We start from the raw sequence: 13,061 nt of genomic DNA, 5'->3' as shown, positions 1-13,061 counted from the left end.
ATTGATTATTGTTGTCCTTGAGAATTTTGATTTTGTTGAGGGTTTTGATTTGTATTTGTATTTGGAGCAGTTGGATTCTGAGCGGTATTTGGGCTAGTAGTTTCAGCTACTGAAGTTTGATTTTCAGTTGTTGAGCTGGAAGCTGTTGTTGAGGATTGTTGAGTTGTTTGGGGAATCCAGTTGCTACGTGCCCCATTCTTAAAGACGTAATCACCGCTTCTATAAAGTCCTTCTGGCATGGTCCAATCACCAGGGTGATCATTTTCAGCGAGATACTCCATCATTGAACGATAGATGCTACCAGCAACTCTAAATCCGTCACCAACAATTGGTGTCAATCGGTTGGAGTAACCAGTCCATACTGCCATTGAGTATTTACGTGTATAGCCGACGAACATTTCATCAGGAGCGACATACTGATCGGTTTTAATATGGTTTTCAATCTCTTCATCAGTATAGTTTGATGTACCAGTCTTACCTGCTTGTGGAAGCCATGAAATATAAGCATCTCGACCTATACCAGAGTATAATACTGTTTTCATCATTTCTGTCATCATATAGGCAGTTGTTTCTTTCATAGCGCGAGTACCTTGATCAGAGAACTCTTTTGAACTACCGTCACTGAAGACAATTTTATTGATGTACATTGGTTTATAATAGATACCACCGTTAGCGAAAGCAGCATAGGCAGCAGCCATTTTCTCACTACTTGCACCGTACTGTTTACCTGATTCGGTCGTATTACTTGAAATTGCGTTTGCGTATACCATGGTTGGATAATCAATGCCTAAACCATTTAGGAAACCTTTTGCTTTATCGAGTCCAACTCTATCGAGAGTTTCAACGGCTGGTACGTTACGAGATTGTTGGATAGCAGTTTGAAGGGTAATATTACCATAATACCCCCTATCCCAGTTATAAACAGGAATGTTAGTGCCTGGATAGTTGTACGGAACATCCTTCAGCATGTAGGCAGTAGAGTCATAAATGCCATATTCTAATGCAGGGGCATAGTCTGTGATTGGTTTCATGGTAGAACCCCAGTCACGGTTGGTTTCAACGGCTTGGTTAATACCAAAAGATACGTTGCTGGCTTGGTGGCGAGAGCCGAGTTGAGCAATAACCTTACCATTTGATACATCAATAATAGTAGAAGCTGCTTGGATTTCATCATCTGGATAGTTTACATATTCATCCGTGTTGTATACATCCCAAAGTCGTTTTTGAACGTCTTGGTCTACGTTAGTGTAGACATCCATTCCAGTAGTTAAAAGGTTGTAGCCTGTCTCTGTTTCAACTTGTTCAATCACTTCTTTGAGGTAATTGTCTAAGTATGGAGGATAGGAGTTGCTTCCTCTAAGACTTTGTAAACCATCAGTGATAGGTGTATTTATAGCCGTTTCATATTGTTCAGCTGTTAAATAGCCTTGCTTTTGCATCTCTGATAGGACTAGATTACGACGTTCTGTTGCTTCTTCTGGATGAGAATAAGGATCGTATTGGTTAGGTGCCTGTGGCATTCCGGCTAGAAGAGCAAGTTGTGGAATTGATAGGTCTTTTAAATCTTTACCATAGTAACTTTGAGCTGCAGTTTGCATTCCATAGTTACCATTTGACATGTATACTTTATTGATGTAATATGTCAAAATTTCCTGTTTGGTCGCAGTTCTTTCTAACTGAATAGCTAGCCAAGCTTCTTGGGCCTTACGTGCGATTGTTTGGTCTGATGATGAAGTTGAAAAGTAAGTTAATTTTATCAACTGTTGCGTCAAGGTTGAACCACCTTGGAGGCCACCTCTACTAGTTAAGTTTCGCAGGAAAGCTCCAGCTATTCGAATGCTATCGATTCCTCTGTGATTAAAGAAGCGATGATCTTCAATTGATACTATTGCATTTACAAGTTCAATAGGAATGTCACTGCTTTGAGCATTAACACGACGCTCTGCTCCTAAGTCAGCAACCAATTCGTTTTTACTGTCGTAAATTTTACTTGAAGTTGTTGCGACAAGTTTGCTTTCAGAAAGTTCTGGTGCTTTAGATACATAGTAGAAGAAGACACTTCCACCAATCAATATTGCAGCAATAAAAGCTACTAAAAATCCAATTCCTAGATATTTAGCAATGCGCCAGAAAAAATGTTTATTCATATTGTTTTACCACCTAGTAAATGTTGTTTGACGATATCGAGGTATGGTATTTGAGGAAAGGCTTGTTGTTCAATTACAAAACCGTGCTCTCGAATATAATCAAGCGGCATTGATTTTTTCCCCATATCCTGACGATAAAAACGGATGAGGTCAATTGCCGGTAATAAATACGTTTCCTGATAAGAAGAAAAATGGATTAAGACGAAGCAAATTCCTTTTTGTTCAAGGACCTGTTCCATATGCTGAATCTGATGAGAATGAAAGTTCTTCATCGGAAAAGCTCTTTTTTGTTTAGTTTCCTTGGCTTCGAAATCGATATAAAATCCTTCATAAACACCCGAGTAGTCAGTTGTTGATGCCTGTCTAAAATAGGCTTCGACAATTTTAGCACGACTCCGCTGAGGATAGTCGACTCGTACAATTTGAATCGGGGTTGGCTTTTTATGAATGACTGCCATTCCATGTGAGAGATAGTAGTCGTTCGTAGCGTTGATCATCTTTTCAAAACTCATTCCCCGATTTGCGAAATTTTTAGTTTGAGGTAGGGAAGTTTTGCTTGATTTAGATGCAAGTTTATGTGGATAGTTGACCATAATCCTCCTTATTGGTACAATAACATCACTCTATTATACCACAAAGGTCTTTAGAAAGGGTGAAAAAATGCATACAGCCTTGGTTTTGGGATACTCAGCTTTTGATTTGGGATTATTTAATGAAAAGGATATCCGTTTAAAAATCATCAAAAAAGCTATCCGTAGAGATTTGGAAAGATTAGCTGAAGAAGGCTTGAAATGGCTCGTTTTTACGGGTTCTCTTGGTTTTGAACATTGGGTTTTAGAAGTCGCCAAGGAAATGAAAGAAGACTATGGATTTCAACTAGCGACTATTTTTGACTTTGAGACACATGGTTCGAATTGGAATGAAGCTAATCAGATCAAATTGAGTGATTTTAAACAGGTCGATTTTGTCAAATATGCCTATCCAACTTATGAGCACAAAGGCCAATTGAGAGATTATCAGATTTTTTTACTCGAAAATACGGATGGAGCCTATATTTTTTACGATGAAGATAACGAAACAAAACTGAGATTTTTTTACGAATTGATGAAAAAGAAAGACAACTATATTACAAAAATATTAACATTTGAGGATTTAAATGAAGTGGCCGAAAATTTTTCTGAAAATTGAGGCTTTGACCTTGCTTTTTGTTTGCCTTTTTTTATATAATAATACTAGTAACTGAGAATGGAGAGAGACATGGCAAGTATTATTTTTACAGCAAAGGATATTTTTGAGCAGGATTTCGGAAGAGAAGTACGTGGATACAGTAAAGCAGAGGTAGATGAATTCTTAGATGACGTTATCAAGGACTATGAAACCTATGCAGCGTTGGTTAAATCACTACGTTTGGAAGTCGCAGAATTGAAAGAGCAATTGGCGAACAAACCTCAGGCGGCACCTGTATCTGTAACGTCTGAACCTGCTGAGCTTGGAAGTACTACTTCTATGACTAATTTTGATATCCTGAAACGCTTGAATCGTCTTGAAAAAGAAGTATTTGGCAAACAAATCGTAGAAAATTCTGATTTCTAAGAATTATACAGTTGTGCAATTTTTGGATAATCGCGTGGAGAGTTTATCTTTTCATGAGGAAAGTCCATGCTAGCACAGGCTGTGATGCCTGTAGTGTTTGTGCTAGGCGAAACCATAAGCCTAGGGACGAGAAATCGTTACGGCGAGTGAATAGACTAAGTTTTCGGATATGTTTTAGTAGCTCTGAAAGTGCCACAGTGACGAAGTCTCTCTGGAAACAGAGAGAGTGGAACGCGGTAAACCCCTCAAGCTAGCAACCCAAATTTTGGTCGGGGCATGGAGTGCACGGAAACGAACGTAGTACTCTGACTGCTAGCAGCTTCTAGCTGTTAGTGGTAGACAGATGATTATCGAAAGAAGTGGTCCTAGTCGCTTCTGGAACAAAACATGGCTTATAGAAAATTGCATATAGGTTGGGGCTGAGAAATTTTCTCAACCTCATTTTTTAAAGGTGAACAAGAGAAAGGTCTTTAAAGACTGACATGAAACAAACATTTAACTTAATAGCGACTGCTGCAGCAGGCTTAGAGGCTGTTGTAGGTCGTGAAGTGCGTGCACTTGGCTATGATTGTCAAGTTGAGAATGGTCGCGTTCGCTTTGAAGGGGATGTAAAGACAATTATCGAAACTAATTTGTGGCTACGAGCTACAGATAGGATCAAGATTGTTGTTGGGACTTTTCCCGCAAAAACATTTGAAGAGCTTTTTCAAGGAGTTTTTGCCTTAGATTGGGAAAACTATCTTCCACTCGGAGCACGTTTCCCAATCTCTAAGGCTAAGTGTGTCAAATCAAAACTTCATAACGAACCTAGTGTCCAGGCTATTTCTAAAAAGGCAGTTGTCAAGAAATTGCAGAAACATTATGCTCGACCAGAAGGTGTTCCGCTGATGGAAAATGGTCCAGAGTTTAAAATAGAGGTTTCAATTCTTAAAGATGTTACGACTATCATGATTGACACAAGTGGCTCTAGTCTTTTCAAACGAGGTTATCGTACTGAAAAAGGTGGTGCTCCTATTAAAGAGAACATGGCAGCAGCAATTCTGCAATTATCAAACTGGTATCCTGATAAACCCTTGATTGATCCGACCTGCGGTTCAGGAACCTTCTGTATTGAGGCAGCTATGATTGCTCGTAATATGGCGCCAGGCTTACGCCGTTCCTTTGCTTTCGAGGATTGGAACTGGGTTAGCGACCGGTTGATTCAGGAAGTCCGCACAGAGGCAAGCAAAAAAATCAATCGAGAGATTGAGCTAGATATCATGGGTTGTGATATTGATGGACGCATGGTAGAAATTGCCAAGGCTAATGCCCAGGCAGCAGGAGTTTCTATGGACATCCTCTTTAAACAGATGCGAGTGCAGGATTTGCGAACGGACAAGATCAATGGAGTTATTATTTCGAATCCACCGTATGGAGAACGCTTGTCAGATGATGCAGGAGTAACCAAGCTCTATGCTGAGATGGGAGAAGTATTTGCCCCCCTTAAAACATGGAGTAAATTTATCCTGACTAGTGATGAAGCTTTTGAAAGTAAATATGGTAGTCAGGCAGATAAAAAACGGAAACTCTATAACGGTACCTTGAAAGTTGATTTATATCAATATTTTGGTCAACGAGTGAAAAGACAAGATGTCAAATTAGAAAGGAATGCAAATGAGTAAGAAAAGACGTAACCACCATCATAAGGGTGAGCAAGAATCTAAATTTGAATTTGAAGAAGCGAAAGATTTAACGGTTGGTCAGGCCATTCGTAAGAACGAAGAAGTTGAGGCAGGTGTAACTCCAGAAGATACGGTCTTGGACAAATATATTAAACAACATCGTGAAGAAATCGAAGCTGATAAGTTTGAAAATTTACAAACAAAAAAAGACCAGCCTGCTCAAAGCTTGGATGATATGATTCAGGAAGTGAGAGAAACGACTGAAAAAGAAAATACATCAAGTTCAGAAGGGGAAACAATTGCAGATGCAGTAGCTGCAGAGACCACGGAGATTGTAGCTCAAGAAGTTGATGCTGAAGAAACAAAAGTTCTCGAGCAACCTTTTAAAAACGAATTGGATGCTGTTGAAATGGCTGAAGTTGCTAATTCGCAAGCTGCAGTAGTTGATGAAGAAACTGACGAACAACTGCAACCCTTGTCTCGTTCTGATCAGCCTATTGAGAAGCCAAAAAGTAAGAAAAAATTGGCAATCCTGTCAGTCATTATTTTAGTCTTCCTCTTAATTTTGGGAGGTTCATATTACGTTTATCGCCAAATTTCTCGTTCTTCTCAAGAAATTCAAACGAAAGCGGCAGATTCAGGTCTGGTAAGTAATCAGTCAGTTTTGGAACAATTTAATACTCTCTACGATACATTCTATACCGATGAAAACAAAACGGCTCTTAAAAATAGCCAGTTTAGTCAACTGAATCAATTGAAGGAGCTTCTGGATAAACTTGAGGGAGCGAGAGAATATACTCTTGCCAAATCAAAATATGATAGCTTGGAAACTCAGATAAAAGCAATTCAAGAAGTTAATTCTCAATTTGAAACTCCAGCTATTACAGATGGTGTCTTGGATACAAACGCAAAAATCAAAGCAGACGCGAAATTTACAGATATCAAAACTGGAAATACAGAAATTGATAAATTGCTAGATAAAGCAATCAGTCTTGGTAAGAGTCAACTAGCAAGTACGACGACAGATTCGACAACAGCAGCGAGCCAGGAAGTGTCAAGTCCAACTACAGAAAGCAGTCCCTCTACTTCAATAAGCGATTCTTCTGCATCTACTAATGGTGGCTTATCGAGTGAAGGCGTTAATTTGCAAAGAGGTGTGAGCCGAGTACCGTACAATCAATCAGCTGTTAATGACAGCAGTAACCCTGCTTGGACATTTGCAGATGGTGTCCTTGAAAGAATTCTTGAGACATCACGTGCGCGTGGATACATCACTGGAAACAAATATATCTTGGAACGTGTGAATATTGTTAATGGCAATGGTTACTACAATCTTTATAAACCAGATGGAACTTATCTCTTTACCCTTAACTGTAAGACAGGTTACTTTGTAGGGAATGGTTCTGGCCATGCTGATGATTTAGACTACTAGTCAAATTGTTATAAAATTCTTTCTTTTCACAGATAAACATGATAAAATAAAACATATTGAATAAGAGGAGTGTCACATGACAAAAGCTAACTTTGGTGTTGTTGGTATGGCCGTAATGGGTCGTAACCTTGCCCTTAATATCGAATCTCGTGGTTATACAGTTGCTATTTATAACCGTAGTAAAGAAAAAACTGAAGATGTGATTGCTTGCCATCCTGATAAAAACTTTGTGCCAAGCTATGATATCGAAAGCTTCGTAAACTCTATTGAAAAACCACGTCGTATTATGCTTATGGTTCAAGCAGGACCTGGTACAGATGCAACAATCCAAGCCCTTCTTCCACACTTGGATAAAGGTGATATCTTGATCGATGGAGGGAATACTTTCTATAAAGATACTATTCGTCGTAATGAAGAATTGGCGAACTCAGGTATCAACTTTATCGGTACAGGTGTTTCTGGTGGTGAAAAAGGTGCCCTTGAAGGTCCTTCTATCATGCCTGGGGGACAAAAAGAAGCTTATGACTTGGTAGCAGATGTTCTTGAAGAAATCTCTGCTAAAGCACCAGAAGATGGAAAACCATGTGTAACATACATCGGTCCTGATGGAGCTGGTCACTACGTGAAAATGGTCCACAATGGTATCGAGTACGGTGATATGCAATTGATCGCAGAAAGCTACGATCTTATGCAACACTTGCTTGGTCTTTCAGCAGAAGATATGGCTGAAATCTTCTCTGAGTGGAACAAGGGTGAATTGGACAGCTACTTGATTGAAATCACAGCTGATATCTTGAGCCGTAAAGATGATGAAGGTCATGAAGGACCAATTGTAGACTATATCCTTGATGCTGCAGGTAACAAGGGAACTGGTAAATGGACTAGCCAATCAGCACTTGACCTTGGTGTGCCATTGTCTCTTATCACTGAGTCAGTATTTGCGCGTTACATCTCTACTTACAAAGAAGAACGTGTTCATGCTAGTAAGGTTCTTCCAAAACCAGCTGCTTTCAAATTTGAGGGTGACAAGGCTGAGTTGATCGAAAAAATCCGCCAAGCTCTTTACTTCTCAAAAATCATTTCTTATGCACAAGGTTTTGCGCAATTGCGTGTAGCTTCTAAAGAGAATAACTGGAACTTACCATTTGCTGACATCGCTTCTATCTGGCGCGATGGATGTATCATCCGTTCTCGTTTCTTGCAAAAGATCACAGATGCATACAACCGTGATGCAGATCTTCCTAACCTTCTTTTGGATGAGTACTTCTTAGATGTCACTGCTAAGTACCAACAATCAGTTCGTGATATCGTAGCTCTTGCTGTTCAAGCTGGTGTACCAGTACCAACATTCTCAGCAGCCATTACTTACTTTGATAGCTACCGTTCAGCTGATCTTCCAGCGAACTTGATCCAGGCACAACGTGACTACTTTGGTGCCCACACTTACCAACGTAAGGATAAAGAAGGAACATTCCACTACTCTTGGTATGACGAAAAATAAGTAGGTCAGCCATGGGGAAACGGATTTTATTACTTGAGAAAGAAAGAAATCTAGCTCATTTTTTAAGTCTGGAACTCCAAAAAGAGCAATACCGAGTTGATCAGGTAGAAGAGGGGCAAAAAGCCCTTTCCATGGCTCTTCAGACAGACTATGACTTGATTTTACTGAATGCTCATCTAGGGGATATGACAGCCCAGGATTTTGCAGAACAGTTGAGTCGGACCAAGCCAGCCTCGGTTATCATGATTTTGGATCATCGAGAAGAATTGCAAGACCAACTTGAAACAATCCAGCGTTTCGCTGTTTCGTATATCTATAAACCAGTCATTATCGATGATTTGGTCAGTCGTATTGCAGCGATTTTCCGAGGTCGGGACTTCATTGATCAACATTGTAGTCAGATGAAGGTTCCTACATCCTATCGCAATCTGCGTATGGATTTAGAAAACCACACTGTCTATCGTGGCGATGAGATGATCGCTTTGACTCGGCGTGAGTATGATCTTTTAGCAACCCTTATGGGCAGCAAAAAGGTCTTAACTCGTGAGCAGTTGCTGGAAAGTGTTTGGAAGTATGAAAGTGCGACCGAAACCAATATTGTGGATGTTTATATCCGTTATTTACGTAGCAAGCTTGACGTAAAAGGTCAAAAGAGCTACATCAAAACTGTGCGTGGTGTTGGGTATACCATGCAAGAGTAGAAAAAGTAGTTGCAGTTATGTAACTGCTTTTTTAATATCTAAACAAGTTCAAACCGTTTTTTAAGTTAATCATTAAATATATTTCTTGCTCGGTGAAACTGAAAGGAAACAATCGCTTTTTTTGTGAAAATATAATAAAATAGAAAGGAATAAAGTTCTAAAATTTTATCTAGAAACAGACGCTTTTCGTCTGATAGTAGGATTAAATGACAAAAGAAGTTGGTGTCGGTCAGGCACATAGTAAAATTATTTTAATCGGAGAGCATGCAGTGGTTTATGGCTACCCAGCCATTTCTTTGCCTCTTTTAGAGGTTGAAGTGACTTGTCGAGTGGTACCAGCGGCGACACCATGGCGTCTGTTTGAAGAGGACACCTTGTCTATGGCTGTTTATGCGTCTCTCGAGTATTTAAATATCAAAGATGCTTGCATCCGTTGTCAAATCGACTCGGCTATTCCTGAAAAACGTGGGATGGGATCTTCAGCAGCCATAAGTATTGCAGCCATTCGTGCAGTATTTGATTATTACCAGGCAGAACTTCCGCATGATGTTTTAGAGATTTTGGTCAATCGGGCGGAGATGATTGCCCATATGAATCCTAGTGGTTTAGATGCTAAGACTTGTCTTAGTGACCAACCTATCCGTTTTATCAAGAATGTTGGTTTTGAAGAATTAGCTATGGATTTGTCAGCTTATCTGATCATTGCAGATACTGGAGTTTATGGAAATACTCGTGAAGCTATCCAAGTCGTAGAGAACAAAGGTAAGGAAGCTCTGCCTTTCTTGCATGCATTAGGAGAATTAACCCAAGAAGCAGAAGAAGCAATAAAAACAAAAGATGCCGTGAAGCTAGGAGAAATTCTAACCAAAGCTCATGGAAATTTAAAAGAAATTGGAGTTAGTAGCCCTGAGGCAGATGCCTTGGTTGAAACTGCCCTTGAACATGGTGCCCTAGGTGCCAAGATGAGTGGTGGTGGTCTAGGAGGTTGCATCATTGCTTTGGTTGCTAATGTAAGCCAAGCGCAAGAACTAGCAGAAAGATTAGAAGAGAAAGGAGCTGTTCAGACATGGATCGAAAGCCTGTAACAGTACGTTCCTATGCCAATATTGCTATTATCAAATATTGGGGTAAGAAAAAAGAAAAAGAGATGGTTCCCGCGACTAGCAGTATCTCTCTGACTTTAGAAAATATGTATACGGAGACGACACTTTCACCTTTGCCAGCAGATGCAAGCTCGGATGCTTTCTACATCAATGGTCAGTTGCAAAACGAAGCTGAGCATGTCAAAATGAGTAAAATCATTGACCGCTACCGTCCTGAAGGGGCAGGTTTTGTTCGTATCGATACCAAGAACAATATGCCAACAGCAGCGGGTCTTTCTTCAAGTTCCAGTGGTTTGTCTGCCCTGGTAAAAGCTTGTAATGCCTATTTCCAATTAGGACTAAATCGTAAAGAATTGGCTTTGGAAGCTAAGTTTGCATCGGGCTCTTCATCTCGTAGTTTTTATGGTCCCTTAGCAGCTTGGGACAAGGATAGTGGAGAGATTTATCCAGTTGAAACTGACTTGAAACTCTCTATGATTATGTTGGTCTTGGAAGACCAGAAAAAACCAATCTCTAGTCGAGATGGCATGAAACTCTGTGTGGAAACTTCGACAACTTTTGAGGAGTGGATTCGTCAGTCTGAACAAGATTACAAGGATATGTTGATCTACCTCAAGGAAAATGATTTTGAGAAGGTTGGAGCTTTAACAGAAAAGAACGCTCTTGCAATGCATGCTACGACAAAAACTGCAAATCCGCCGTTCTCTTATCTGACAGATGCGAGTTATGAGGCTATGGATTTCGTTCGTCAGCTTAGAGAACAAGGAGAATCTTGTTACTTCACCATGGATGCGGGGCCTAATGTCAAGGTTCTTTGTTTAGAAAAAGACTTGGAACATCTATCAGAACTTTTAGGTCAACGCTATCGCTTAATCGTTTCAAAGACAAAGGATTTGAGCCAAGATGACGATTGTTAAAACTTGTGGGAAGCTCTACTGGGCTGGTGAGTATGCCATTTTAGAACCAGGGCAGTTGGCACTAATAAAAGCTATTCCCATCTATATGACAGCTGAGATTGAGTCCTCAGAAGTTTATCGACTCTACTCGGATATGTTTACTTATAGTGTAGATATGCGCCCAGATTCTTCCTATGCCTTGATCCAAGAAACAGCTGCCTTGGTGGAGGACTATCTGACTGCCCAAGGAGTTGACTTGCAGCCTTTTTCCCTAGATATTCGTGGGAAAATGGAACGTGAAGGCAAGAAGTTTGGTCTGGGTTCTAGTGGTAGTGTCGTTGTCTTGGTTATCAAGTCCATGCTTGCTCTCTATGAAATACCAGCTGAAAGAGACCTCTTGTTTAAACTAGCGAGTGCTGTACTTCTCAAACGTGGAGACAATGGCTCTATGGGAGACATCGCCTGTATCGTTTCAGAAGCCCTGGTACTCTATCAGTCATTTGATCGGGAGAAAGTGGCACAATGGCTAGAAAAGGAAGACTTGCCAACTGTATTAGCACGTGATTGGGGCTTTTCTATTAGGAGTGTTGAACCGGCCTTGGACTTTGATTTTCTGGTAGGTTGGACCAAGGAAGTAGCGGTGTCTAGTCACATGGTTAAGCAAATCAAGAACAATATGAATGCTAGTTTTTTGCGGGCTTCAAAAGAAACTGTAAGCTCTTTTGTGCAGGCTTTGCATGAAGGCCAAGAAGAAAAGATTATGGAGCTACTAGAACAAGCTAGTCAACTCTTAGAAAACTTGAGTTCAGATATTTACACCCCTTCTCTCAGACAATTAAAAAATGCCAGTCATGACTTGAAAGCTGTTGCTAAAAGTAGTGGCGCCGGTGGTGGAGATTGCGGTATTGCCCTTAGTTTTGACCAAGACTCGACCACATTACTGAAAAAACGCTGGGCTGATCTAGGGATTGAGCTCTTATATCAAGAAAGGATAGGACATGACGACGAACCGGAAGGATGAGCACATCCGCTATGCCCTTGAACAAAAAAGTTCTTACAATAGTTTTGATGAGGTGGAGTTAATCCACTCCTCACTACCCTTATATGACTTAGATGAGATTGATCTTTCGACAGAATTTGCAGGGCGAAAATGGGGTTTTCCTTTTTATATTAACGCCATGACAGGTGGGAGTGACAGGGGCAGAGAAATCAATCAAAAATTGGCTCAGGTGGCAGAGGCCTGTGGAATTTTATTTGTGACAGGTTCTTACAGTGCTGCTCTTAAGGATCCATCGGACGAGTCTTTCTCTGTCAAGTCAAATCACCCTGACCTTCTTTTCGGAACCAATATTGGCTTGGATAAACCTGTTGAACTGGGGCTACAAACGGTCCAAGAGATGAATCCTCTTCTCTTGCAAGTCCATGTTAATGTTATGCAGGAATTGCTCATGCCCGAAGGTGAGCGTCAATTTAGATTGTGGCAAAATAATCTGAAAGATTATGTTGAGCAAATCTCTGTTCCCCTTGTCTTAAAAGAAGTCGGCTTTGGCATGGATGTGAAGACCATTGCTAAGGCGTACGAGATGGGGATACGTACGGTTGATTTGTCTGGCCGTGGGGGAACTAGTTTTGCCTATATCGAAAATCGTCGTAGCGGTCAACGGGACTACCTCAATGATTGGGGGCAATCGACCATGCAGGCTCTTATCAATGCCCAAGACTGGAAAGATAAGATGGAGCTTCTGGTAAGCGGAGGTGTTCGCAATCCACTAGACATCATCAAATGCTTGGTCTTTGGAGCCAAGGCGGTTGGACTCTCACGCACCATGTTAGAGCTGGTTGAGAATTACTCAGTTGATGTCGTTATTTCCATTGTTGAAGGTTGGAAGGAAGACCTACGCTTGATTATGTGTGCCCTTAATTGTGCAAGGATTGAGGATTTGCAAGAGGTCGACTATCTCCTTTATGGAAAATTAAAAGAAGCAAAAGATCAACTATAAGGAGGTCGGGATTTTGGTCCCGGTCTT

Annotated in this window: 12 protein-coding genes and 1 other RNA gene; 11 read left to right on the top strand and 2 right to left on the bottom strand. The window is 40.5% G+C overall.

What is annotated here, in order from left to right; all coding sequences use genetic code 11:
• Positions 1-5 precede the first annotated feature (5 nt).
• Positions 6-2,147, bottom strand: a complete 2,142-nt coding sequence (gene pbp1a / locus ACXYSK_RS05170) for a penicillin-binding protein PBP1A (protein WP_458625290.1) — start codon at positions 2,145-2,147, stop codon at positions 6-8.
• Complete coding sequence (gene recU, locus ACXYSK_RS05165) at positions 2,144-2,740, bottom strand: Holliday junction resolvase RecU (protein WP_458625289.1); 597 nt, start codon at positions 2,738-2,740, stop codon at positions 2,144-2,146. Before recU ends, pbp1a begins: the two co-directional genes overlap by 4 nt.
• Before the next feature lie 67 nt (positions 2,741-2,807).
• Here recU and ACXYSK_RS05160 point away from each other — a divergent pair, with 67 nt between their 5' ends.
• The 11 genes from ACXYSK_RS05160 to fni all read left to right on the top strand — a co-directional run bounded on the left by ACXYSK_RS05160 (position 2,808) and on the right by fni (position 13,034).
• Positions 2,808-3,335 carry a DUF1273 domain-containing protein gene (locus ACXYSK_RS05160; protein WP_458625288.1) on the top strand — a complete coding sequence of 176 codons (528 nt, stop codon included), beginning with the start codon at positions 2,808-2,810 and terminating at the stop codon, positions 3,333-3,335.
• Between the two features lie 69 nt (positions 3,336-3,404).
• Positions 3,405-3,740, top strand: a complete 336-nt coding sequence (gpsB, locus tag ACXYSK_RS05155) for a cell division regulator GpsB (RefSeq protein ID WP_006150353.1) — start codon at positions 3,405-3,407, stop codon at positions 3,738-3,740.
• Between the two features lie 18 nt (positions 3,741-3,758).
• An RNA gene (rnpB, locus tag ACXYSK_RS05150) (RNase P RNA component class B) lies at positions 3,759-4,140 on the top strand.
• An 82-nt stretch (positions 4,141-4,222) separates the two neighbouring features.
• The gene (locus ACXYSK_RS05145; RefSeq protein ID WP_458625287.1) at positions 4,223-5,401 is read left to right on the top strand and encodes a THUMP domain-containing class I SAM-dependent RNA methyltransferase; all 1,179 of its coding nucleotides are present in this window, start codon (positions 4,223-4,225) and stop codon (positions 5,399-5,401) included.
• A complete protein-coding gene (gene mapZ, locus ACXYSK_RS05140) occupies positions 5,394-6,833 on the top strand; it encodes a cell division site-positioning protein MapZ (RefSeq protein WP_006150220.1) in 1,440 nt (479 codons plus the stop codon). Before ACXYSK_RS05145 ends, mapZ begins: the two co-directional genes overlap by 8 nt.
• A 76-nt stretch (positions 6,834-6,909) precedes the next feature.
• A complete protein-coding gene (gndA, locus tag ACXYSK_RS05135) occupies positions 6,910-8,334 on the top strand; it encodes an NADP-dependent phosphogluconate dehydrogenase (RefSeq protein WP_458625286.1) in 1,425 nt (474 codons plus the stop codon).
• 11 nt (positions 8,335-8,345) lie between these two features.
• Entirely contained in the window at positions 8,346-9,035 is a 690-nt protein-coding gene (locus ACXYSK_RS05130) for a response regulator transcription factor (protein WP_458625285.1), read from the top strand.
• Positions 9,036-9,241: 206 nt separating this feature from the next.
• Positions 9,242-10,120 carry a mevalonate kinase gene (mvk, locus tag ACXYSK_RS05125; RefSeq protein WP_458625284.1) on the top strand — a complete coding sequence of 293 codons (879 nt, stop codon included), beginning with the start codon at positions 9,242-9,244 and terminating at the stop codon, positions 10,118-10,120.
• A complete protein-coding gene (gene mvaD, locus ACXYSK_RS05120) occupies positions 10,102-11,055 on the top strand; it encodes a diphosphomevalonate decarboxylase (protein ID WP_441348510.1) in 954 nt (317 codons plus the stop codon). The genes mvk and mvaD overlap by 19 nt, the downstream gene beginning before the upstream one ends.
• Entirely contained in the window at positions 11,042-12,055 is a 1,014-nt protein-coding gene (locus tag ACXYSK_RS05115; protein WP_458625283.1) for a phosphomevalonate kinase, read from the top strand. Before mvaD ends, ACXYSK_RS05115 begins: the two co-directional genes overlap by 14 nt.
• The gene (gene fni, locus ACXYSK_RS05110) at positions 12,033-13,034 is read left to right on the top strand and encodes a type 2 isopentenyl-diphosphate Delta-isomerase (RefSeq protein WP_458625282.1); all 1,002 of its coding nucleotides are present in this window, start codon (positions 12,033-12,035) and stop codon (positions 13,032-13,034) included. The genes ACXYSK_RS05115 and fni overlap by 23 nt, the downstream gene beginning before the upstream one ends.
• Positions 13,035-13,061 lie beyond the last annotated feature (27 nt).

The sequence above is a fragment of the Streptococcus sp. V919 genome, from assembly GCF_054353475.1.
This window is presented reverse-complemented; position numbering and strand designations above follow the sequence as displayed.